This window comes from Thalassospira sp. GB04J01, from assembly GCF_000751115.1.
Classification (GTDB): Bacteria; Pseudomonadota; Alphaproteobacteria; order Rhodospirillales; family Thalassospiraceae; genus Thalassospira; species Thalassospira lucentensis.
Map to the genome: position 1 here is coordinate 166522 of NZ_CCDX020000014.1, position 24508 is coordinate 191029.

Sequence of the window (24508 nt, forward strand, 5' to 3'; positions counted from 1 at the left end):
GATGGTGGCCAGTACTTCGCAGCATGATGGATCTACCCTTGGTGTCTTAATGGCCGATGGGGTTTCGGCGTTGAACGCCGCCGGGATCGAAAATGCGCGTATGGATGCGCGTATTTTGCTCGCACGTGCAGCCGGTGTCGATGGGGGCCGGATCACCGCATGGCCCGAAGATGATGTTGCGCCCGAAAAGGCCGCAATATTTCGCGATATGATCGCGCGCCGCGCCCGACATGAACCGGTTGGACGGATTTTGGGCGAGCGTGACTTTTGGCGCCATACCTTCAAACTTGCCCCTGATACGCTTGAACCACGCCCTGATAGTGAAACGCTTGTTGAGTGGGCGATTGATTTTCTTGAGGATGCGGATGCGCCGCGCATTCTTGATTTGGGGACTGGTACCGGATGTCTGTTGTTATCGGCCCTTGGCGATTTGCCCGGCGCAACGGGTATTGGCCTTGATATCAGTGAAGGGGCGGTTGACTGTGCGCGTGAAAATGCCCGCGCACTTGATATGACCGAGCAGGCCGAATTTCGGGTGTCGAACTGGGCGCGCGCACTTAGCGATGGGGAACGGGCCGAGGGGTTTGATCTTGTGATGTCAAATCCGCCCTATATCACGCGTGACGAGATGGAGATGCTTAGCCCGGAAGTGCAGAAGTTTGATCCGCGTCGTGCCTTAACCGACGAAGGCGACGGATTGGCGGCCTATCGCATATTGTCGCAGGTGGCGTTTGATCTGACCAAACCGGCGGGATTTGTCATATTTGAAATCGGGCGCGGTCAGGAAAACGACGTTGGCCGCATGCTTGTCGAGGCGGGATTTGTCGGTGTTGAGCATCGCGAAGATCTGGGCGGAATTGTCCGTTGCGTCGCGGCAAAGAAAACCCGTTGTTCCGTAGGACGCTGCGTGATGTAGAGCGTGCCGCATTTAATCTGCAATTTTGCCGGGACAGCCTTCCACCCCGCAGCGTCAAGACCCTTGACCGTAGCCCCGCTACGCTCTGCAGCCCTTTCCTTGCCGGGCAGAAGGCTGCCTCCTGCAAAATGGTGCAGATTAAATGCGACACGCTCTCGCTTTTGCATATGTCCTATGTGAAAAAAAGCGTTTGGTACTGAAAAAAACAGTTGGAATAACCGAACAAGCCATATAGGTTGGTTTGAACGGGCCGGGTGCCCGACGCGCTTATGAAAGCGCCGTGTTCCCCAGTAAACAGTTAATAATCTCCGTTCCTGATTAGGTTCTTGGTTGATTTGTCTTGAGACCGTTTGATCGGTGCTGTTTAGCGGGAAATATGTTTTTCAGACGGAGTGGTTCCGGGGCCGATGATGTCACCGGATTGTCCTTCAACACCAAAGTCATGTTGATATGAGAAATAACAATAAACGTCCGCGCGGACGGCAACAGCCTAATAAACGTCCAGTAAATCCTAAATTTCAAACTTTTGACAGCAACGGTCCAGATGGGCGCGTTCGTGGCAATGCCCAACAGGTTCAAGAGAAATACGTTTCTCTGGCCAAGGATTGCACCGACGATCCAGTTTTGGCTGAAAACTATTACCAGCATGCTGAACATTACCATCGCATCTTGCAAGCTGCGCAGGAGTGGGAAAATCAGCGTCGCGACGAACGCGGCAGCGATAATAGTAATAACAATAATAACAACAACAATAGTAATAATCGCCCGCGTAACCAGCACGTTAACCGTGATGGCCGCGGCGAAAACCAGTCCAATCAAAGTGATGATCAGGGCGAAAACACTGAAAATGCGGCAACGTCTGACACTCCGTCAAACGCGTCCGCAAACAGTGAAAACGCCAGCCAGGAAAATACAGCACCTGCATCGGCTGATGGCGTAGAAGACAAACCGAAACGTGCGCCTCGTGCGCGCCGTACGGACAGTCGCAGCAGCCGCAGCCGCAGACCTGAAAATTCCGATGCGGCACCGAACTCTGATCGTCCCAATGCCAATGCCGGTTCTTCGGCTGAAACCTCGGCGCCAGTTGCTTCTTCATCTGATGGTGAAAGCACGGCTCAGGATTCAGGGCAGGATGCCGGTTCGGACGGTGAAGAAAAGAAACCGCGTCGCGCATCAAGCAGCACGACCCGTACACGTGGGCGTCATCCGACGGCACGTCGTGGGCGCAGCCGGGCTGCTGGTCGTGATGAAGACGGCGAAGGTGGTGAAACCGTATCTGATGATGGTTCCGAACCCGTTTCGGCCTGATACGAACAACACCTGATATCTTTTACGTAAAAACACCTCCGCAGAAATAGATCTGCGGGGGTGTTTTGCTGTGTGCGATGCGCGCTTTTCGCGGCACCTTGTGGGTATGGTTGCGGATAAAATGCAGTGTAAAACTTTGGATTATAAAGCCGAATAAACCGTGCAACCGTTGATTATTATTGGTATCAGTTTAACCAACGTTACACATAATAAGTGACGAGATGACCGCAATGCGGTGATGGGTTGGCGTGGTGCAGATTGCCACTACTTGGGAGTCTTTGATGGGGACTGGCTTATTTCGCGTCGTCATGGTGCTGCTTTGGGCGCTTGGCGCAATGGTTGTTGCTCTTGGGTTGTTTAACGGCGACTACGAGTTAGCGCTTCTTGGTGCGGTCTGCTTCATCATTCCAATGTTCCTTCCTGTTGTGGTGATTGCCTTGAACCGGATGAAGGGATCATCCCCAAGCAAAAACAAGAAATCCATGTCACCGGCACAGGCCGCCAAAACAAAGGCCGAAGGCCAGTGGGCAAAGCGTGAAGATTTAAACGCGCGCAAAATGCTTGAAAGCAATCCGTCGATGGTTCTTGGCCGTTGGGGCGAGGACAAAAGCCTTATCGGGGCATCCGGGCTTAAACGTGTTTTGACATTTTCGACATCGCCCGAAGAATATTACCGGGCATCAGCAGAACCGAACGCCTTGCTACACACTGGAAATCTATTTGTTTATGAACGCAATGGCAGCATTTTTCGCGCCATTCATGATCGGCGCAAGAAGCTTGGTCAGAACCTGATTGTCATTGACCCGCATGGTCAGAGCGGCTTTGAGTCAGATCAGTTTAATCCGTTTGATTTCATCCGCCAGCAGGGCGAGGGCATGATCACCGATACCGGTTTGATCGCCGATACGTTGTTAGCCCCGATGTTTGTTCAGGAACTTGACGAGCAGGAAGTGCGCATTGCGCGTTCGCTGTTGCAGGGGTTTATTGTTCATACGATCCGGACAAGCCCGAAAGAAAACCGTAATCTTGGTGAGGTTCGCCGCAACCTGATCATGCCGTCGCACCGGTTTTATAAAATCCTTGAAGAATTGATGAACATTGAATCGGCCGACGGCCGGATTTCAGACGTTGCGCTTAATATCCTTGATATGACCGAAGATCAGCGTATGAAGATCATCGAAGCCTGTCGTGCGTCGACCGCAGAATTTGATAATCCGCAAATTTCGCGCGTTCTAAGCAAAAGCAGCTTTGACATTGACGACATTGCCAGCAGTGCGGTTTCGATTTTTGTGATTGGTCAGGTGGGCGGGGATACGCCCGATGTTCAGCCGTCCTTTAGCCGCGTCATGCTGGCCGGGATGATGAATATGCTCAATCAGCGCAACTGGAAAAGCGGTGACCCTGAGTTTCTTGTGCTGATGGACGGGATCGAAAGTGTTGGGCGCATGCCACTTTTTGAACGCTTGCTGGGCGGTGGGTACGGCGAAGGCATGATCGTCTGGCCGGGCTTTAGTGGTGTCAGTGCCTTGATGGATGTGTGTCTGAACTGGGAAAACGTTGTGGGCCGGGTGGATGCCATTTCAGTACTTAGTCAGGATGGGGCATTCAACCTTGATTGGGTGGCTGGCCTGACGGCGATGTCAAAATTTGATGATACGGGGGGCGGCAGTTCGACAGACCGTCCTGTTCATTTAAAGGGACAGGATGCTCAGCCAATCTTGCGGTCAGCAGAAGTCGCACGGTTCCCCAAAGAGGAACAAATTTTGTTCCGCAAGGGGGTGCCGCCGATCAAGGCGCACCGGATTGACTGGTATCATGATGAACTGTTTACCGGGATTGCCGTTCACGCGCCGACCTTTAATTAGGGTCTGAACCCAAGGGAGGGTTCTCCCAAAGAAAACGCCTGACCCCGAACTGCGTTTCATCGCAGCAAAAGATCAGGCGTTTTAACAGGCGGCTGTTGTGTCCGATAAGATCAGGCGATGGTTACGGTCTCGCCCGGTGCGATGACCGCATCGCTGACGGGCTCAATATACATGCCCATATAAAGGTGATTGACCCCTTTGCGTAGCATCAACGGCACATTGATATCCGAGACAGCGGTATCGGGGTTGATGCTGGTGGCTTTGCAGCGCGTAATGGGGTGAACAACCCGAAAGGTGCCATCATTGATCTTGATGATCTGGTCTTCTTCCCATTCCAGTTCTTTCCAAGGTGCCAACCCGTCAATCAGCAGATTGCCGCGAAAACGCATCGGATCGATTTCGGCCTGAACAATGCGTTCGCCAAAATCACGGATCGAGGCCAGATTGAGGATCGAAATATAGGGTTCCTTCATGTCGCCAAACTGGGTGTCCGGAACGGAATAGATTTTCGGTGTGCCGGCGATATCGTTTTTCAGGAATGCCTTGAGGAAATCTTCGATGACGGTGCGGCCCATGGCGTCATCAAGTTTGCCTTTGCAGATTGCCCGACCATTGCGCATCACCGTCAGGGTTGATGTGGCGTCGTCATACTCGGTGCCAAGCTCGGCCAGTTTCGGGGTGTTGACCAATTGCAGGAAATTGCTTTTACGCGCCCACTCATGCACGCCGTCCTGCCCCGTTGATGACTGGGTGGCAATCACAAAACGCCGATCATCGGGTATCATTTTGTGGGCTGTGATGGTGGCTTTGGGCATATCAATCCCGCGCATCCCCTTGACGGGGTAACGTCGGATGGCTTTGAGCTCGACGGTCATTGTCTTGTTTCCTGTATGGCGCATTGTCCATGCCGTTTAAATTTGGGCGAGCCAGCATGGATTTATCGTGACGTTAATGTGTTGTTTTGCGCTGGGCAACCCCTGCTTTCGCAGTAAATTCAGGTCGTTTTCACGCAGACTGTAACAATGACAGAAAATCGTGTTGCGGCGCACAATTAATTCTTGCAACTTTTGTAGGGGTATCTGCTTGCAAACGGGTTAAACTGAGACATATCAAAGTAGTCGGCGGTGAAAAAATCTATAATTTTTCCATCGCTTACGCCGTGGATGCTTCCAAGAAGGTCCACATCTCATGAACACTGTTGGCTCAAGGAGTGACAGGAATGGAATTTGAAAACTTTACGGATCGGTCCAAAGGTTTCCTTCAGTCTGCGCAATCGCTGGCGTTGCGGGAAAACCATCAACAATTTGTGCCCATCCATCTTCTTAAGGTGCTGCTTGACGACGAAGAAGGTCTGGCAGCCAATCTGATCAAGGCATCGGGGGGCAACCCCAAACTGGCACAGCAACGCTGTGCGGCCGAGCTTGCCAAACTGCCGAAGGTTTCCGGCGGGAATGGTCAGATTTATCTGTCATCGGAATTTGCCCGCCTGATGGATCAGGCACAGGAGGTCGCCAAAAAAGCCGGTGACAGCTATGTCACGGCGGAACGGTTGCTGTTGACCATTGCCCTTGATCCGAAATCAACGGCGGGCAAGGTTCTGGCCGATGCCAGTGTGACCGCGCAGTCGCTTAATGGTGCGATCAATGACATCCGCAAAGGCCGCACGGCCGACAGTTCCGGTGCCGAAAGCCAATATGACGCGTTGAAAAAATACGCCCGCGACCTGACCGAGGCGGCGCGCGACGGCAAACTTGACCCGGTGATTGGCCGGGATGAGGAAATCCGTCGTGCCATTCAGGTCCTGTCACGGCGGACCAAAAACAATCCGGTGATGATCGGCGAGCCCGGTGTTGGTAAAACCGCGATTGCCGAAGGTTTGGCCTTGCGGATCGTGAAGGGGGATATCCCTGAAACGCTTAAGGACAAGAAGCTTCTGTCTTTGGACCTTGGCGCATTGATTGCCGGGGCGAAATTCCGCGGCGAGTTTGAAGAACGTCTGAAAGCGGTTCTAAGCGAAATTGAATCGGAGGCCGGTGAAGTCATCCTGTTTATTGATGAGCTGCATACGCTTGTCGGGGCGGGCAAGGCCGAAGGATCGATGGATGCCTCCAACCTTTTGAAACCGGCGTTGGCACGCGGTGAGCTTCATTGCATCGGTGCGACGACACTCGATGAATATCGCAAGCACATCGAAAAGGATGCGGCCCTTGCCCGGCGGTTCCAGCCGGTGTTTGTGTCCGAGCCAACTGTGTCTGACACGGTATCGATCCTGCGCGGGATCAAGGATAAATACGAACTTCATCATGGGGTTCGCATTGCTGATGCAGCTTTGGTCGCGGCGGCAACGCTGTCGAACCGGTATATCACCGATCGGTTTTTGCCCGATAAGGCGATTGATCTGATGGATGAGGCGTCATCGCGGCTGCGCATGGAACTGGATTCCAAGCCAGAAGAAATCGATGAACTTGATCGTCGGATCATCCAACTTAAAATCGAACGTGAAGCCCTTAAGAAAGAAGACGATGCGGCATCGAAAGATCGCCTTGGTCGCCTTGATAAGGAGCTGTCGGCCCTTGAAAGCAGTTCGGCATCGCTGACCGCGAAATGGGAAGCACAGAAAACCGAAATGGCGGCATCGACCCATATCAAGGAACAGCTTGATGTGGCACGCGGTGAACTTGAACGTGCGATGCGTGATGGCAAGCTTGATCGTGCCGGGCAGCTTCAATACGAAGAAATCCCCGCCCTTGAACGTCTGCTTGAAAAAGCCGAGGACGATCAGGCCGATGGCATGAAGGAAGAGGCGGTGACTGAAAAGCACATCGCATCCATCGTGTCACGCTGGACGGGTATTCCGGTTGATAAGATGCTGGAAGGCGAACGCGAAAAGCTGCTTGAAATGGAAGATACCCTGCGCAAAAGGGTGGTCGGACAAGACGAAGCCGTGCGGTCGATCTCCAACGCGGTGCGGCGGGCACGTGCGGGCCTTCAGGACCCGAACCGTCCGATGGGGTCGTTCCTGTTCCTGGGCCCAACCGGGGTGGGTAAAACCGAGCTTACCAAAGCACTGGCGCAGTTCCTGTTTGATGATGAACAGGCCATGGTGCGGATTGATATGTCCGAATTCATGGAAAAGCACGCCGTTGCGCGGCTGATCGGCGCGCCTCCGGGCTATGTTGGCTACGAAGAAGGCGGTTCCTTGACCGAGGCTGTTCGTCGCCGTCCGTATCAGGTGATCCTGTTTGACGAGGTCGAAAAAGCACATCCTGATGTGTTTAACGTCCTTTTGCAGGTTCTTGACGAAGGGCGTCTGACCGACGGGCAGGGACGTGTTGTCGATTTCCGCAATACGCTGATTATCCTGACCTCCAATCTGGGCGGTGAGATCCTTGCCAATCAGGAAGAAGGTCATGACAGTGGCGAGCTTCGCAGTCAGGTGATGGAAATTGTCCGGGCATCGTTCCGCCCGGAATTCCTGAACCGTCTGGACGAGGTGATTTTGTTCCATCGTTTGCAGCGCGCACAGATGGGCACGATTGTTGAAATCCAGCTTAGCCGTTTGGAAAAGCTTCTGTTTGATCGCAAGATTGATCTGAAACTGGATGATGCCGCCAAGGATTGGCTGGCCGAAAAGGGTTATGATCCGGTCTATGGTGCGCGTCCGCTTAAACGCGTGATCCAGCGGTATCTGCAAAACCCGTTGGCGATGCAAATCCTGGAAGGCGGGATCAAGGATGGCGATAAAGTCCCGGTTTCTGCCAAGGGTTCCGATCTTTTGCTGAATGGTAAAAAGGTCGATGTCGTTGAATAATGCGGCCTAACCGCATACATGCAAAACCCCGATCATCGCATCGGGGTTTTGTCTTTTTCGGGCCATGATTATTGGCCACCATGTAACAATCGCCAGTAAACACACATGACAGACCGGGATATGAAATGCAGCTTTTGAAAAACCATTCGGCAATGCGCGTGGGTGCCGTGACATTTGCCATTGCGATCATGGCAGGCGGCATCGCGTCGCCGGTGATGGCGCAGTCGTTTTTTGACAAGGCAAAGGACGCGCTGGGCGATGTTATGGAGCAAAATGGCAGTGGCAGTACGTCTTCTGGAACTGCGGGCAATTCGGCCGTGTCGGCCCTGTCGTCAGACACGGTTGAGCAGGGCCTAAAACAGGCACTTGATGCCGGTGTTGAGGCCGTGACTGCCCAGCTTGGCGTGAAGGATGGCTTTAATGCCGATCCGGTGGCGCATATCCCCCTGCCTGACAGTGTGAAAACCGCCCAGCAATTGATGAATAAGGCCGGACTTGGCAGTTATGCCGATGAAATCGAATTGCGCATGAACCGTGCGGCGGAAGATACCATGAGCGAGGCCGGTGATATTTTGGTCAATGCGGTCAGTCAGATGACGCTTGAGGATGCCAAGGGCATTCTGAGCGGCCCGGATGACGCGGCGACAAGCTATCTCCGTCGCGTTTCGGGCAGTGATATCGAAGCCCGCCTGCGCCCGGTGATTACCGATGCCTTGGCCGATACCGGGGCACTTTCGATGTATGATCAGATGGTTGGGCAATATGATACATTGCCGTTTGTACCCGATTTGAAAACGTCGCTGACCGATCATGCGACGGATAAAGCAATGGAGGGGCTTTTCCATTATATCGCGCTTCAGGAAGCCGATATCCGCAGTGACCCGGCGCGCTGGACAACGGATGTGCTCAAAAAGGTGTTTTCCGCCGCGAATTAAGATCAAACCTTAGCGATATTTGGCGGGCAGGGCTTCCCAGCGGTCCTGCATCGCCTTGATCTTATCAACCGGCACGTCGTGGATATTGTCAAACTGGCCGTGGCATTCGATGACTTGCAGGGCAGCGCCATGGCGGTCTGCCATGTCGAGATAGGCCTGCATTTCCCATATCTGGATGAAGGTATTGGCAACAATGACGCTGTTGCCGGTATGGAGGGCCTCATCGCATGCGGTTTCGCAGTGCTGATGGGCTTCGCGCAGTTTTCGCGCATCGAACCGGTATTTCCCCGCCCGGTCGACCATAAATTGATCGGCTTCAAGGTGCGTGGCGCCGGTTTGGGCGGCCAAGGCAATGGCCATGGTTGATTTCCCTGATCCGGGAAGACCACGGATCAGGGTCAGGGTTTGTTGTTTGCCGTCATCGGGGTTGCCCATCGTGACGGTTACTGCCCTTTGCGTTTGCGTTGATACAGCCCGTCAAGCTGCTGGCCATAGGCATCGCGGATTTTATGACGGCGAATTTTCATTGATGGTGTGAGCATTTCGTTGTCGATGCCAAAGGCGGCCTCGGCGAACATAAAGCTGCGCACTTTTTCAATCGTCGACAGGCGGGTATTCACCCGGTCAATCGCGGAGCGGATAATTTTGCGGAACGTGTCATTCTGCGACAGTTCGTCAATGTCATTGTTGATCGAATTGTCACGGGCAAATTCGCGCATGAAATCTTCGTCCGGCCAGATCACCGCCACCAGATACGGTTTGTCATCGCCGTAGACCATGGCTTGGGAAATCTCGGTTTCCAAGGTCATCAGGCCTTCGATCCGCTGCGGCGAAATATTGTCACCGCCGGAATTGACGATGATGTCTTTCTTCCGGTCGGTGATCATCAGGCTGCCCTGTTCATCGAACTTGCCAATGTCGCCTGTCTGAATCCAGCCATCAACAATCGTCGCGGCGGTCACGTCGGGCAGGTTCCAGTATCCCTTCATCATGCTTTCGCCGCGCAGAAGGATTTCACCATCATCGGCAATGCGCACTTCGGCTCCGACCATCGGCGGCCCGACCGTTCGCAGTTTGTTGTTTTCGGCACGGTTGCACGACACAACCGGGGCAAACTCGGTCTGACCGTATCCTTGCAGGATGCGAATGCCGCACGATACAAACAAAACACCCAGTTCGTAATTCAGCGGCCCGCCACCCGATACCATGGCCTTGATCCGGCCGCCAAAACGCTGACGCAGTTTCCGGCGCAGCAAAATCTCGCAGGCAAAGTTCTGGAGCTTTTCAATCAGGCCAAGATGCTCACCTTCGTAGGTTTTGCGACCAAGGCGAAGGGTCAGTTCAAACAGTTTTTGTTTGATGCCGCCTTCCTTTTCGACCATGCGGCTCATGCGTTGATAGAGCATCTCATAAAGACGCGGCACAGCCGTCATGATGGTCGGGCGGACTTCGGTCAGGTTGGCGGCAAGCTTGTCGATGCCTTCGGCGTAGTAAATCTGAGCACCGATACTGATCGGGAAATATAGCCCGGCAGTATGTTCATAGGAATGTGACAGCGGCAGGAATGACAGAAATACTTCTTCGCCGATGCCAAGCGTTTCAATGATATCAAACGCGCCCATACAGTTTGATATGATCGCCCCGTGCGACAGCATCACGCCCTTGGGCGCGCCACCGGTGCCCGATGTATAGATCAGGCAGGCCAGATCATCGCGTTTGATGTTGGCAACCCATTCGTCAATATCATGTGAAAGGCCACGGCCCTTGGCGATGACGTCGCTCCAGCGGGTGATGGTGATATCGCCGACAAAGCTTTGGCCCCATTCTTCCATCATGATCGCATGACGGCAGCGCCCGCTATCAAGGGCGGCATGCAAAAAGGGTTGGGCCAGTTTTTTGGTCGAAATGATGGCAATCGCCGCACCACTGTCTTCGATCGCGTGCAAGTGGTCGCGCTCGGTATTGGTGGTATAGGCCGGAACAGTCATGGCGCCGACACACATCACGGCAAGGTCGGCAATGCCCCATTCGGTGCGGTTTTCCGACACCAGCAAAACACGGTCGCCACTGCGCACCCCAATGTCATAGAGCGACCGGGCCAGTGCGCGCACCTGATCGGCGGCCTCCGCCCATGAGGTCGCGACAAATTCCCCTGTCTCGCTATCCTTGGTCCACAGAAACGGCGCATCGCCGTATGTCTGGGCTTTTTCGAAAAACATCGAGGGCAAGTTCTGCCAGTTGGCATAATCCTGCAGGCTTGTCATGACGTTTCCTTGCCTTGTTTTCGTTTCTATTTATCGCATCAGATGGATTTCAAGTCACTTGATACGTGATCCGCGTGAGAGAGATCATGGCGGCATGCGCACGATGTAGCGGCGAAATCTACAGGCGCAATCCATCTTCTTTTTGTTATCAGGGATTAAGTCGTTTCGCAGCCGGAAAATGACAATCCCTGTCATGAAATCGCAATCTTGTGATCTGGCGTGCAGAAATAATACACCGATTTGGGCAATCGGAGGTGTGATCTTGGTTGCAGCCCGCATCATGACTTATATGTTCAGCAACAAGACAAGGCCGGATATAACGACTGGTCTGAGCATAGGGACTGGCACAGGCCGCATGCGCGTCATATATGATCGTTGCGCATCGGCCTGCCCAACCCATAAGATGCAGCGCATAAGATACATAACGCCGACCGTCTGGAGGACAAATGAACGCGATCAACAAGAATTTGCCGACCTGGGATCTGACTGATCTCTATAACGATCCGAAAGACCCGGCCATCCGGCGCGATCTTGATGATGCCAAGTCCCGCTCGCAAGCGTTCCAGAAAAGCTTTCAGGGCAAATTGAATGATCTGACCGGGGATGAGCTGATGACAGCCATCGCCGAATATGAAGCCGTCAGCGAAATTTGCGGCAAGATCGGGTCATATGCGCAGTTGCTGTATGCCGGGGATAGCTCGGATGCGGCAATTGGTCAGTTCTATCAGTCGGTTCAAGAAGAAATGACCGGCATTTCCAGCCTGACCTTGTTCTTCGGGCTTGAGATCAACCGCATCGACGACGCATCGCTTGACGCCAAATACGCCCAAAGCGAAGAACTTCGTCGGTACCGTCCGTTTTTGGATGAAAACCGTGCATTCCGCCCGCATCAGCTTTCAGATGAGGTCGAGCAGGTTTTGCATGAACGCCGTGTGGCCGGGTCGGCCGCATGGGTGCGCCTGTTTGATCAAACCATGGCCGAACTGCGGTTCCCGATCAACGGCGAAGAGCTGACCATGTCAGATGTCGCCAATATGCTGTCCTCCACCAAGGTTGAGGAGCGTAAAGCTGCGGCGAAATCCATTGGCGATGTTTTGGGCAAAAACATCAAACTTCTGGCGCATGTCACCAATACCCTTGCCAAAGATAAGGAAATTGATGATCGCCTGCGCAAGTTTGCCACCCCGGTGTCATCGCGCAATCTGGCCAATCAGGTCGAAGACGAAGTCGTCGATGCGCTTAATACCGCGGTGAAAGACAGCCATGCGGACCTGTCGCATCGGTATTACCGTCTGAAAGCCAAATGGTTTGGTGTCGATCAGCTTGATTACTGGGATCGTAATGCACCGCTTCCCGATGATGATGATCGTCAGATTGACTGGGATACTGCGCGTTCGACCGTGCTTAAGGCATACGGCGAATTTTCGCCGGAACTGGCCGAGGTTGGTCAGAAATTCTTTGATAATCCATGGATTGATGTGCCGCCGCGTGCAGGGAAATCATCGGGCGCCTTTGCCCACCCAACCGTGCCATCTGCCCATCCTTATTTGCTGTTGAACTATCACGGGAAAACCCGTGATGTGATGACGCTGGCCCATGAATTGGGCCATGGCGTGCATCAGGTTCTGGCTGGTGAGCAGGGGTATTTCCTGTCTGATACGCCGCTGACACTGGCGGAAACCGCATCGGTGTTTGGTGAAATGCTGACGTTCCAGTCGATGTTGCGCGCAGAAACCGATCCGAAGATGAAGCGCATCATGCTGGCGGGTAAGGTTGAGGATATGCTCAACACGGTCGTGCGTCAGATTGCGTTCTTTGAGTTTGAAAAACGCGTCCATGAAAAACGCCGTGAAGGTGAATTGACGGTTGATGAGATCTGCGACATCTGGATTGCCGTACAGCATGAAAGTCTGGGTGATGCGATCCGCTATGAGGACGAGTACAAATATTACTGGTCCTATATTCCGCACTTCATCCATTCACCGTTTTACGTTTACGCCTATGCGTTTGGCGATTGTTTGGTCAATTCGCTTTATGACGTTTATGAAAATGCCGAAGACGGTTTCCAGCAGAAATACCTTGATATGCTGAAAGCCGGCGGCACCAAGCGCCATAAAGAACTTCTCGCACCGTTTGGTCTGGATGCATCTGATCCGGCCTTCTGGCAGCGCGGGCTTAACATGATCAAACGCATGATCGACGAGCTGGAGGAGCTTTCCTGATATGAGTAACGACGACGATTATACCGCGCCAAATGAAGAAAATCGATTTGGCGGACGGGTTCGTCGTTACGCACGGGTGGGGGCGTCGGCCAGCAAGCTGGCCGCGCGCCTTGCCACCGGGAAAGTGTTCGGCGGCGACGTTGATCATGCCAAATACGCCGCCGAACTGACATCTGCACTGGGCGGGCTTAAGGGGCCGTTGATGAAGGTTGCACAAATCCTGTCAACCATCCCCGATGCGCTTCCCAAGGAATATACCCAGGCCTTGGCAACTCTTCAGGCCGACGCACCCAGCATGGGGTGGCTGTTTGTCAAACGCCGGATGCGCAGCGAATTGGGTGCGGGATGGCAATCAAGCTTTACCGATTTTAGCCGCGAGGCGGTGGCGGCCGCGTCCCTTGGCCAAGTGCATAAGGCAACCTTGCCCGATGGGCGCGCGGTTGCGTGCAAGCTGCAATATCCTGATATGTCCGCCACCGTGGAGGCCGACCTCAAACAGCTTCGTGCCGCCTTTGCGATCTATAAGCGCTACGACAGTGCGATTGATGCGCAAAATATTCAGGAAGAACTTTCCGCCCGCCTGCGCGAAGAGCTTGATTACAAGCGCGAAGCAAAACACATGCGGCTGTATCGCCACATGCTGGCTGATGAAAATGCGGTGCATGTGCCCGAACCGGTGGATGAACTTACCACCAGTCGGTTGCTGACCATGACCTGGCAAACCGGGCAGAAATTCCAAAGTTTCCTTGATAGTGATGCCGATCAGGATGCGCGCAATCAGGTGGCCCTTAATATGTTCCGCGCATGGTATGTGCCGTTTTATCGGTATGGCGTGATCCATGGTGATCCGCATTTGGGCAATTATACGTTGCGCGAAGATCGGTCGGTGAACCTTCTTGATTTCGGCTGTATCCGCATTTTTAAACCCGATTTCGTGCACGCGGTGCTGACCCTTTATGAGGCATTGCGTGACGGGGATGAGGACAAGGCGGTTTCGGCTTATGAAAGCTGGGGCTTTGAAAATCCGTCGCGTGAATTGATTGATGTGCTCAACATCTGGGCCAGTTTTGTCTATGGGCCGATTTTGGATGATCGCAAACGCAAAATGGGTGAAACCAACTCGGTCGCCTATGGCGCGGAGGTCGCGGCAAAAGTTCATAAGGAACTTAAAGCCGTTGGCGGGGTAAAGCCGCCGCGTGAGTTTGTTCTGGTGGATCGGGCCGCCGTGGGGCTTGGTGCGGTATTTTTGCGCCTTGATGCGCATGTGAACTGGTATCAGCTGTTCCATGATCTTGTCGGGGATTTTGATCCGGCCAAGCTTGCAGCCAATCAGGATGCTGCACTTCAGTCGGTTGGGCTGGAACGCCCATAAGTAAAGGCGCAAACGGTTGGTGGTGGGCGCGTGGCGATTCTCTCAGAAACGTGCCGGAATCGCGATATCACTGCCGGATGTTTCCCCCAAAGCCACTTAATATTATTTGAAAATGCCGCCGGGTTTGAAGCCTGCGGCATTTTTTTTCGAGAACCTTTTGCCTTATTGCGCGTTCCGTTAGAGTTGTTATCGTGCTTATTGATGCAGACTTCTGCGTTCTTTTGTAAGATAATGTTCACTTACCGCGTGGGGGTAAAATGAGGGAAACTGCCCAATATCAAGGATCTATTGTGTGAGTATGGGTTCAAAGACCTGTTCCACAGTGGAAATAAACTGTGCGGTTAATCGCACATTAATCGCGTGAAAATGATTAAACTTAATTTCGGTTAAAGTGCTTTTTCGTCGTTTTTTGATATTGAGGTTATCGGTCGGAAATCGCATCTTGCTTTCAACGCAGACATGGCAGGGCGTCATTGATTGTTTGTCCTGAGCACCGATGACGGGTGGGACCTGACATGTCGCCAAGGCTTTATCGCCTTGGAATGCGTGGTGGGAAAGTGGGCGGTTTCTTCTGCGTAAGCTGGAAGAACCGCCTTTTTCTTTTCTGGTTCTTTACTTGGCAAGGGAAGCTTGTAATCGGATGCAAACAGGGCGCACTGTGATGTCCTGATATCGATCACACCGTAAATAATAAAAAACACCATGCTTATCATATGATTTAGGGAAGGAGGTCGAACGCGATGAAACTGGCCGTTCCAAAGGAAATATGGCCCGGAGAGAAGCGCGTTGCCGTCACGCCAGAGACAGTCAAGAAGCTGAAATCACTGGGGTTTGACGTTGCAATTGAGGCTGGCGCCGGAATAGATGCCGCCATACCGGATGATCGATTTGTCGATGCCGGGGCAACCATTGCCAAAACAATGAAAACCACCGTCAAGGATGCCGACGTTATCTTTAAGGTACGTCCACCTGTCATTGACGGCAAAACCAACGAATTGACCGCCTATAAAAAGGGGGCCGCGGTTGTGGCCCTGCTTGAGCCGTTTGATCGCAAAGAGCTGCTTGATGCGATGGCCAAGGCCGGTGTTGATGGCTATTCCATGGAACTGATGCCGCGTATTTCGCGTGCGCAGTCGATGGATGTTCTGTCATCGCAATCGAACCTTGCGGGCTATCGCGCCGTGCTGGAGGCCGCCCATCAGTTTGGCCGCATTTATCCGATGATGATGACAGCAGCCGGGACACTTGCCCCGGCGCGTGTTCTTGTGGTTGGGGCCGGTGTTGCCGGTTTGCAGGCGATTGCAACCGCCAAGCGCCTTGGTGCCGTGGTGTCGGCATTTGATGTGCGCCCGGCGGTCAAGGAACAGGTCCAGTCGCTTGGCGGGACATTTATTGAAGTCGAAGACGACGAAGCGGACGCTGCCGAAACATCGGGCGGCTATGCCAAGGAAATGTCGGACGACTACAAGAAAAAGCAGGCCGATAAGCTTAAAGAGGTTCTGGCGAAAACCGATATCGTCATTACCACCGCCCTTATTCCCGGCCGTCCGGCCCCGGAAATTGTCACGGCCGACATGGTCGCAGGCATGAAGCCGGGTTCGGTGATCATTGATCTGGCGGCCGAACGCGGTGGCAATGTCGCCGGGGTTAAACTTGGTCAGACCATCACGACGGCCAACGGGGTCAAGCTGATTGGTTCGGAAAACATCACAAGTGCGGTCGCAACCGATGCAACCGCGATGTATGCCAAGAACCTTTTGAATTTCATCACGCTTTCCGTTGATACGGAGAAGGGCGCATTAGTGTTTAACGGCGAAGATCAGATCATTGCCGAAACCCGCCTGACCCATGATGGAAAGATTGTTCACCCGAAATTCGGTGGGGAGGCGGTCGCAAATGGCTGATCAATCCGTTACCCAGAATGCAAACGAGCTGCGCGATGCAGCCCTTGGACTGGCCGAACAGGCTGCACAACTGGCCGATAAATTGGCCAATGGTGCGGGTGATGCGGCAATGACGGTCACAACCACTGTTCAAGGATCGGGTGTCAGCCCGACCGTGATGGGGTTGACCGTTTTCGTACTGGCCTGTTTTGTCGGCTATTACGTTGTGTGGAAAGTCACCCCGGCCCTTCATTCGCCCTTGATGGCGGTGACCAATGCGATTTCATCGGTGATCATTGTCGGCGCGCTTCTGGCGTCCGGTCCGGTTGACATGAACCTGTCAAAGGTCATGGGCTTCCTCGCCGTGGTGTTGGCGTCCGTGAACATCTTTGGCGGCTTCATCGTTGCGCAGCGCATGCTGCAAATGTTCAAGAAAAAGAAGTAGGGGGAACACACAATGTCGGAAAACCTATCGGCTTTCCTGTATCTGGTGGCCTCGGTCTGCTTCATCCTGTCATTGCGCGGGCTGTCGTCACCTGACTCTGCACGTACGGGCAACATCCTTGGCATGGTGGGGATGGCAATTGCCATTGCGACCACGCTGGCGTCGCCCCAAGTGCTGTCTTACACCACCATTATCGTCGGCATTCTGATTGGCGGCTCGATCGGTACTGTGATCGCGCTCAAGATCAAAATGACGGCCTTGCCGCAACTGGTGGCGGCCTTTCACTCGCTTGTTGGTCTGGCGGCGGTGTTTGTCGCCGGTGCGGCACTGTATTCGCCGGGCGCCTATGGCCTTGGTACAGCGGGCAATATCGGTGCGGCCAGCCTGATTGAAATGGGGCTGGGTGTTGCGATTGGTGCGATCACCTTTACCGGCTCGCTTGTCGCCTTTGGCAAGCTACAAGGTATTGTTTCGGGAACGCCCGTGCGCTTTACCGGGCAACATATGCTGAACCTTGCCATCGGGATTGCGATTGTTGTCTTTGGCATCATTCTGGTCACGACCGAAAGCCATATGGCGTTCTGGATACTGGTGGCATTAGCACTTGTTCTGGGCATCACGCTGATCATTCCGATTGGCGGGGCGGACATGCCGGTTGTTGTTTCCATGCTGAACTCCTATTCGGGTTGGGCAGCATGTGGCATCGGCTTTACGCTTCAGAACAATGCCCTGATCATCACCGGCGCGCTGGTGGGTGCATCGGGTGCGATCCTGTCCTACATCATGTGTAAGGGCATGAACCGCTCGATCTTTAATGTCATCTTTGGCGGCTTTGGTGCCGAAGGCGAAAGTGCCGCCGTTGCAGGCGGGGATGCGGATCGTCCGGTTAAATCCGGGTCGGCTGATGATGCATCCTTCATCATGAAAAATGCATCAAGTGTGATCATTGTGCCGGGCTATGGCATGGCGGTCGCACAGGCACAGCATGCACTGCGTGAAATGGCTGATATCCTTAAGGCCGAAGGTGTCAAAGTCCGTTACGCCATTCATCCGGTGGCCGGACGTATGCCGGGTCACATGAACGTGCTGCTGGCTGAGGCAAATGTGCCGTACGAGGACGTCATGGAGATGGACGAAATCAACCGTGATTTCGGGTCTGCGGACGTGGCGTTTGTCATCGGTGCGAATGACATCACCAACCCGGCGGCCAAAACCGATCCGGCCAGCCCGATCTTTGGCATGCCGATCCTTGAGGTCGAAAAAGCCAAAACCGTGCTGTTCATCAAACGTGGCATGTCTGCTGGATATGCCGGCATTCAGAACGAATTGTTCTTTAAGGACAACACGATGATGCTGTTTGGGGATGCCAAAAAGATGTGCGAAGAAATCGTCATGCATCTTGATGACTGATCGAACCGTCTGGTTTGTGAAGGCAAAAGGCGGCTCCATTGGGGCCGCCTTTTTTTGTTTTCTTCGTTTTTCAGCGTAAATTGATTTTTGTTGCTCGCAGTTCCCAAAAACGCCTTTCCAAAGTGGTGAGAGTATTGTTCGAAAAAGCCAAAGAGGTTGCTGACCGTATCGGGTGCTCAGAAGTGTTTGAGGCGATGTTAGAACATTACCTTGAAGCCTCTGACAGATGCGAAGCTGTCGTCACTTTTAGACCAAAAGGTAGTCATTGCAGTAAGTCCATAATTCTACAGAACTGCTCAATGATGAGGCAAAACGCGCTGCGAAGAGTGGTTTCTCTAACCCGCGGCGGATTTCACATGATTGAAAGTGAAAATGTTCTGGGTTTGGCATTGATAACTAGGGCGCACATGGAGAGTACTTGCCAGATTGGGTACTATTGTGCGGTTGTTCGATCATTTTTGGATGGAAATACTGCTTATAAAAGCCTCTACGAAAAACTGTTGAAAGCGACCATAGGTGCATCACACGAAATGTTTTCTTATGCTCCAAATCCGATAAATGTTTTGTACTATGTGGAAAAGTCAGAGAAGTACTTCCCAAGGCTAAATGAACAAAAAGAAAAATTGGACTTGCGGGATAAATACGACTTCTTGTCTGAGTTTTGTCATCCAAATTTCTGCTCATCGATAGTTGGACATAACTTTGACCCTTCTGAGGGGAAAATTGTCTACGATGAGGTGGATAAAATTGATAAAAAAAACAGTGTAATATTAGATTACCTAAGTGTAATGACCGCTTTGTTGATCGTTTTTGATAATGAATTTTCTCAACTAAAAGCAGAGCTTGCAGAATATACACATTGGCCCAATTTAGATTTCCGGAACAACTAGGGATAAACCCGACACACACTTTTCTAGTGTGGCTCTCTATCAGAGAAAGTGAAGATGATCTCCTGTGGGTCGCCTTTTTTTCGCCTGCTCAGTCGGCTAAACATCAATCGATGTTGGTATATTAGAACAAAAATCGGCAAGTTTGATGTTTCGACTAGTGAGGGTTTCTTTGCTTTTGGTTGTGGTGTTGTCAGTGGCCTTAGCCGGTTCTGTAGCACTAACCATTCTGACCTATACGCGCCTGACCGATGAAAAGCCGATTGCGTCGCTGTATTTTGAACCGGTTGCCGACGAAGAATTCATCGCGCATTTGAGCTCCCCGCATACGGATGTTGACGGGACCTATAAGCTTTACGGGGACCAATGGCGCATTGATGCTGCGTTCATGAAGCTTCAGCCGTGGGCCAATATTCTGGGTATGGACGCGCGCTATAAGCTGGTGCGGTTTGAAGGCCGGTATAGCGATATCGAACGCGAAAATACCCAGCCGCATATCGCATATGAACTGGGTTTTGACGGTGGGTTTGATTTTGGGTATCTGCTGGTAAAGCTGCCCTTTTTGATGGATGCCCAATACGGCAGTTCGACCTTCACCGACATTTCCGAAGATGCGGTCTATACCGTTTATCGCACCCAGTTTGGCCTTCTTGTTCGAAGCGAACCCAAGCCTGAGCCGATTGGGGAAAAGGCGTCTGTCTTGGGGCAAGTCAGAAGTTGGATCGGCGGGAACTAAGCGATAAAAACGTCAGGTCCGAAACTGGCGAGCGGCTATTTCGGGGGCGTCATATCTTTCTTTCCATCGTGAACCGCACCGGGTTGATCATATGCCCGCTGCCAGATGGATTGGAAAAATCATGTTACTTCAAGATAAGATTGTCATCATCACCGGGGCCAGCAGCGGCATCGGTGCTGCGTCGGCAAAACTGTTTGCATCCGAAGGTGCCAAGCTTGTGCTGGGCGCACGTGGTGCGGACCGGCTTGATCAGGTTGTCGCGGAAATCGTCGGTGCCGGTGGCGAGGCCTTTGGTCTGGCGGGTGATGTTTGTGACGAAGCTTACGCCAAGGCACTGGTCAATGCTGCTGTTGGGGAATATGGCGGGCTTGATGTCGGGTTTAACAATGCCGGGCGGCTGGGAACGCTTGGATCGCTTGATGATATTACGGTTGATGACTGGGACAAGACGCTGCGTGCCAATCTGACATCGGCAATGTTCGGCGCGAAATATCAGCTGCCCGAGATTGCCAAGCGGGGCGGTGGATCGGTGATTTTCACATCGACTTTTGTCGGGCATACCATTGGAATGCCCGGCATGACGGCCTATGCCGCCAGTAAGATGGGGTTGCTGGGGATGGCGCAATGTCTGGCGGTGGAGCACGGCGGGGCCAATATCCGGGTCAACGCACTGGTGCCGGGCGGGACCGATACGCCGATGGCGGCAAGCTTTACCAGTGATCCGGAAACCCGTGCGATGGTTGAGAAGTTCCATGCTTTGGGCCGTATTGCGGATCCATCCGAGATTGCCAAGGCAGCCCTGTTTCTGGCGTCGGATGCTTCAAGCTTTGTGACCGGATCGGCAATGCTTGTCGATGGCGGCACGTCGATCTGCAAGGCGGCGTAAAGGACAGGACCCTGCCCTGATTTTCGGGCGGGGTTCTTTTTATTAGCCAAGAGCGCATTTGAGAACCGGCACGTTTGAGGTGATTAGAGTACCAATTGCCAATAATGGCCTGTGATGCCCGCTAACAAGGCCTTCATCAAGTTTACCTTTGTCATCGGAAATGCTTGAAGCACGGCATGTCGAGCTCTGGATTGCCGGAGACAATGAAGGATAATTTTTGTCATGATACAAACAAGGTAATGTGAGGCGTAAATTGATTTTAAGGTTGAACTGTAAATAAATAAAAGTGTTGATTGATATTAAAGGTGTAGTTTTTTAGATGAGTTGACAAATTTAACTCATCTTTTTTTGAGTTTATGTCTTGTAAGTAATTGTTGGTATGTATTTTCACATTGCGCCATTTAGATTCGACATTGTTTTATTTCGTAAGTATGTTTCAAAAACTTTGCTGTTGGTGCTTGATGTTTGTACTGGGATTTTGGGGAAATCACCTGTGAACAGACAAGGCCCATAGCAGCAATTATCTAATCAGGAGGCATATATGAAAAATAGATTTGGGAAACTGATCCCGGCTGCCGCGATGCTTGCCCTAGCATCCTTTGGGTCAAACGCAGCGCAGGCTGAAACCCTGACCGCGGGTGTTGAAGCCGCTTTCCCGCCGTGGGCCTATGTCGAGAGTGGCGAGTATAAAGGCATTGCGATTGATGCCATGCGTGCCATCGCCGAAGATCAGGGCATGGACGTTGAGTTCAAGGATTTGCCATGGCCGTCGTTGATTCCGGCCCTTGTTAAAGGGCGTATTGACCTTTTGGTCACCGGGCTTAACGTGACGCCGGAACGCGCCGATGCGCTTGATTTCACCATTCCGTGGTGGGAAAATGACGACGAAATTCTTGTGCCCAAGGATTCCGACAAAAACCTGATTACCGCAATGTGCTGTGGCGCGACGGTTGGTGCGCAGGGGGGTGCAACCCAGTTTAAATGGCTTGAAGACAATCTGGCGTCCAATGACGACGTCGATGTGACCCTGCGTGGCTATGAGGACTATGTCACCGCCATTGAAGATATGCTTGCGGGGCGTCTGGACGCTGTTGTGACCTCGACCGATACCGCCGAGGACTTCATCGCCAAAGGGCGCCCGGTCAAAATCGCCGGGACCATTCAACAGAACCAGCCGCAGGCACTTGCTGTTGAAAAAGGTGATCCGAAGGAACTTTTGGGCAAAATCAATGCCGGGATTATGAACATTTATAAATCCGGTAAATGGGCGGAAATTGTCCATAAATATGCGCCGCAGTCTTCCATTCGCGATATTCCGACCTCGATGCCTGATTATGTCGATACCTATCAGGGCGATATTCCCGGTTACTCGAAGTAGCTGATTTCGGGCCGTATCGCTGCAGCCGCCTTGGCTGTTGCGATACGGCCTAATTTTTTGTTCCTGTGGGCATAAATCATGATTTTCGAAACAATATTGAGCCAGATGCCCTATCTGGTGCACGGCTTGTCCGTGGCAATTGCGTTGCTTGTTTGCCTGTTGTCATTGGGGCTTGTTCTGGGGTTGCTGCTGTCGGTTGCGGAAGTCTACGGGCACTGGACGTTGCGCATTCCATGTACGGTGTTTGAACGTATTTTCCGTGGCATTCCGGCCATTGTGTTGCTGTTGCTGTTTTACTATGGCGTCACCGATTTCATTGAAATGGGATCATTCATGGCGGCTGTTCTTGCTTTGGGCCTTCGGTCCGCAGCGTATCAGTCGCAGATTTTTCGGGGGGCATTCCTGTCTGTTCCCCAAGGACAGATGATGGCGGCGCGCGCGATGGGCATGAACAAGTTTCAGGCGATACGTGACATTGTCCTGCCGCAGGCACTGCGCATGTCCATCGGGCCGTGGACCAACGAATTTTCCAGTGAACTCAAGGCGACATCGCTTGCCTATGTCATCGGTGTTGTCGAACTGACCCGTCAGGCGAAATACATCATTTCCAATACGCAGGGAAACATCCTGATCGTTTTTGCGGTGGTTGCGTTGATGTATTTCATCGTCAATCGCGCAGGCAACTGGGCCCTATACCGGCTTGAGAACCGTCTTGCTCTTCCGGGCTTTGAACACAGAGGAGACGCCTGATGTTGTTGCGCGTTGAAAGTATTCATAAAAGTTATGGCGATGCGGAAATACTCAAGGGCGTTTCCTTTGATATGGAGCCGGGGCAATCCAAGGTTATTATGGGGCCATCGGGCACGGGGAAATCGACCCTTCTTCGGTGCATCAATCATTTGACGGAGCCTGATAAGGGGCATGTCTTTGTCGACGGCGAAGAACTTACGCCAAAGAACCTGAATGCCATGCGTCAAAAGGTTGCGTTTGTGTTTCAGGATTTCAATTTGTTTACCCATTTGCGTGCGGTGGACAATGTCGCAATCGGGCCGCGTAAATTACGTGGTTTTGATAAAAAGGCCGCCCTTGATCTTGCCTATCAGGAACTGGATCGTGTCGGACTTTCTGATCGTGCGGATGCGTATCCGGCTGAACTTTCTGGTGGGCAGCAGCAGCGTGCCTCGATCGCGCGTGCGCTTGCGATGGAGCCCAAGCTGATCTTGTTTGATGAACCGACCAGTGCGCTTGACCCGGAATTGACCGGCGAAGTGGTTTCAGTGATGAACAAGTTGGCATCTGAAGGGATGACGATGCTGGTTGTAAGCCACGAAATCGGGTTTGCCCGTCAGGCAGCCGATGAAATCATCTTCATGGAAGGTGGCAAAATCATTGAACAAGGGCCGCCGTCACAGATTTTTGAAGCCCCCAAGCAAGATCGAACGCGTGCGTTCTTGAACGTGATAGAGCACGGAGGCCATGAATGAGCGAGTGGTTCGATTTTGCAATTGAACATTTGCCCTATGTGCTCCAAGGGATTCCCACCACGTTGGGACTTTGGGCGTCGGCCATGGTTATTGGCGCGGCATTGGGGCTTGTTCTGGCGTGGGCGCGCATTTATGGCAGTCGCCCGATCTATTTGGCAGCCACGATTTATGTAGAGATATTTCGCGGCACCCCGATGCTGGTCCAGATGTTGTTCATCTATCTGGGCTTGCCCGAAATCGGTATTGTCTTTGACCCGCTTACTGCCGCAATCATTGCCATCGGTCTGAATACAGCAGCATATCAGGCGGAATACTTCCGGGGGGCTGTGCGCTCTGTCCCAATCGGGCAGATGGCAGCGGCCCGTGCACTTGGCATGGGGCAGTTTCAGGGTTTTAAAAACATCATTTTGCCGCAGGCATTGCGCCGGGTTATCCCGCAGTGGTCGAATGAAGCGATTTTAGAGCTGAAATATACCTCTATCGCCTATGCCATCGGGGTGACCGAAATTACCGCCCGTGCTGAAAAGATTGGCTATGAAACGTTCCAGTTTTTCGAGGTCTTTTTATTGATCGCAGCAATCTATGTGGTCATGACCAGTGTGGTCGCACAGGTTTTGCTGTTTGTCGAAAAGCGGGTTTCTGTTCCGGGACTTTAACAGAGGTTGCTAAACGCAAAATACCCGCCCGACATATGTCGGGCGGGGCT

The 24508-nt window shown here is 52.7% G+C and carries 20 protein-coding genes; 17 read left to right on the forward strand and 3 right to left on the reverse strand.

What is annotated here, in order from left to right; translation table 11 throughout:
* Window position 1: 1 nt before the first annotated feature.
* The 3 genes from prmC to AMM48_RS15485 all read left to right on the forward strand — a co-directional run bounded on the left by prmC (window position 2) and on the right by AMM48_RS15485 (window position 4089).
* Entirely contained in the window at window positions 2–916 is a 915-nt protein-coding gene (gene prmC / locus AMM48_RS15475; RefSeq protein WP_102784767.1) for a peptide chain release factor N(5)-glutamine methyltransferase, read from the forward strand.
* A 450-nt stretch (window positions 917–1366) separates the two neighbouring features.
* The gene (locus AMM48_RS15480) at window positions 1367–2224 is read left to right on the forward strand and encodes a DUF4167 domain-containing protein (RefSeq protein WP_102784768.1); all 858 of its coding nucleotides are present in this window, start codon (window positions 1367–1369) and stop codon (window positions 2222–2224) included.
* A 281-nt stretch (window positions 2225–2505) separates the two neighbouring features.
* The gene (locus AMM48_RS15485) at window positions 2506–4089 is read left to right on the forward strand and encodes a type IV secretory system conjugative DNA transfer family protein (RefSeq protein WP_102784769.1); all 1584 of its coding nucleotides are present in this window, start codon (window positions 2506–2508) and stop codon (window positions 4087–4089) included.
* Between the two features lie 110 nt (window positions 4090–4199).
* Here the strand turns inward: AMM48_RS15485 and AMM48_RS15490 are convergent, their stop codons facing one another.
* A complete protein-coding gene (locus AMM48_RS15490; RefSeq protein WP_102784770.1) occupies window positions 4200–4964 on the reverse strand; it encodes an MOSC N-terminal beta barrel domain-containing protein in 765 nt (254 codons plus the stop codon).
* A 344-nt stretch (window positions 4965–5308) separates the two neighbouring features.
* On the opposite strand from AMM48_RS15490, the gene clpB reads away from it, so the two are divergent.
* Together clpB and AMM48_RS15500 are read left to right on the forward strand one after the other, a co-directional pair.
* Window positions 5309–7900, forward strand: coding sequence for an ATP-dependent chaperone ClpB (gene clpB, locus AMM48_RS15495; protein WP_102784771.1), 2592 nt, complete (start codon window positions 5309–5311; stop codon window positions 7898–7900).
* A 125-nt stretch (window positions 7901–8025) separates the two neighbouring features.
* Complete coding sequence (locus tag AMM48_RS15500) at window positions 8026–8835, forward strand: DUF4197 domain-containing protein (protein WP_102784772.1); 810 nt, start codon at window positions 8026–8028, stop codon at window positions 8833–8835.
* Window positions 8836–8844: 9 nt separating this feature from the next.
* On the opposite strand, the gene AMM48_RS15505 is transcribed toward AMM48_RS15500, so the two are convergent.
* Both AMM48_RS15505 and AMM48_RS15510 read right to left on the reverse strand, forming a co-directional pair.
* A complete protein-coding gene (locus tag AMM48_RS15505; RefSeq protein WP_102784773.1) occupies window positions 8845–9270 on the reverse strand; it encodes an ATP-binding protein in 426 nt (141 codons plus the stop codon).
* An 8-nt stretch (window positions 9271–9278) separates the two neighbouring features.
* Window positions 9279–11099, reverse strand: coding sequence for a long-chain fatty acid--CoA ligase (locus AMM48_RS15510; protein WP_102784774.1), 1821 nt, complete (start codon window positions 11097–11099; stop codon window positions 9279–9281).
* Window positions 11100–11545: 446 nt separating this feature from the next.
* On the opposite strand from AMM48_RS15510, the gene AMM48_RS15515 reads away from it, so the two are divergent.
* The 12 genes from AMM48_RS15515 to AMM48_RS15575 all read left to right on the forward strand — a co-directional run bounded on the left by AMM48_RS15515 (window position 11546) and on the right by AMM48_RS15575 (window position 24458).
* Window positions 11546–13321, forward strand: a complete 1776-nt coding sequence (locus AMM48_RS15515) for a M3 family oligoendopeptidase (protein WP_102784775.1) — start codon at window positions 11546–11548, stop codon at window positions 13319–13321.
* A 1-nt stretch (window position 13322) separates the two neighbouring features.
* Window positions 13323–14693 (forward strand): AarF/UbiB family protein, encoded by a 1371-nt coding sequence (locus AMM48_RS15520; RefSeq protein WP_102784776.1) that lies wholly within the window; start codon window positions 13323–13325, stop codon window positions 14691–14693.
* Window positions 14694–15433: 740 nt separating this feature from the next.
* On the forward strand, window positions 15434–16597 hold the full coding sequence (locus AMM48_RS15530) for a Re/Si-specific NAD(P)(+) transhydrogenase subunit alpha (protein ID WP_102784778.1): 1164 nt from the start codon (window positions 15434–15436) through the stop codon (window positions 16595–16597).
* Window positions 16590–17021, forward strand: a complete 432-nt coding sequence (locus AMM48_RS15535) for an NAD(P) transhydrogenase subunit alpha (protein WP_022733102.1) — start codon at window positions 16590–16592, stop codon at window positions 17019–17021. The genes AMM48_RS15530 and AMM48_RS15535 overlap by 8 nt, the downstream gene beginning before the upstream one ends.
* A gap of 12 nt (window positions 17022–17033) precedes the next feature.
* Window positions 17034–18431, forward strand: a complete 1398-nt coding sequence (locus tag AMM48_RS15540) for an NAD(P)(+) transhydrogenase (Re/Si-specific) subunit beta (RefSeq protein ID WP_102784779.1) — start codon at window positions 17034–17036, stop codon at window positions 18429–18431.
* Between the two features lie 38 nt (window positions 18432–18469).
* Entirely contained in the window at window positions 18470–19321 is an 852-nt protein-coding gene (locus AMM48_RS15545) for a hypothetical protein (protein ID WP_102784780.1), read from the forward strand.
* Window positions 19322–19505: 184 nt separating this feature from the next.
* Window positions 19506–20054, forward strand: a complete 549-nt coding sequence (locus AMM48_RS15550; protein WP_244271255.1) for a hypothetical protein — start codon at window positions 19506–19508, stop codon at window positions 20052–20054.
* 121 nt (window positions 20055–20175) lie between these two features.
* Window positions 20176–20940 carry an SDR family oxidoreductase gene (locus AMM48_RS15555; RefSeq protein WP_102784812.1) on the forward strand — a complete coding sequence of 255 codons (765 nt, stop codon included), beginning with the start codon at window positions 20176–20178 and terminating at the stop codon, window positions 20938–20940.
* Window positions 20941–21481: 541 nt separating this feature from the next.
* Entirely contained in the window at window positions 21482–22318 is an 837-nt protein-coding gene (locus AMM48_RS15560) for a transporter substrate-binding domain-containing protein (protein WP_102784782.1), read from the forward strand.
* 78 nt (window positions 22319–22396) lie between these two features.
* The gene (locus AMM48_RS15565; protein WP_101299911.1) at window positions 22397–23068 is read left to right on the forward strand and encodes an amino acid ABC transporter permease; all 672 of its coding nucleotides are present in this window, start codon (window positions 22397–22399) and stop codon (window positions 23066–23068) included.
* A complete protein-coding gene (locus AMM48_RS15570; protein WP_102784783.1) occupies window positions 23068–23802 on the forward strand; it encodes an amino acid ABC transporter ATP-binding protein in 735 nt (244 codons plus the stop codon). The genes AMM48_RS15565 and AMM48_RS15570 overlap by 1 nt, the downstream gene beginning before the upstream one ends.
* Complete coding sequence (locus AMM48_RS15575) at window positions 23799–24458, forward strand: amino acid ABC transporter permease (RefSeq protein ID WP_102784784.1); 660 nt, start codon at window positions 23799–23801, stop codon at window positions 24456–24458. The genes AMM48_RS15570 and AMM48_RS15575 overlap by 4 nt, the downstream gene beginning before the upstream one ends.
* The last annotated feature ends 50 nt before the right edge of the window (window positions 24459–24508 follow it).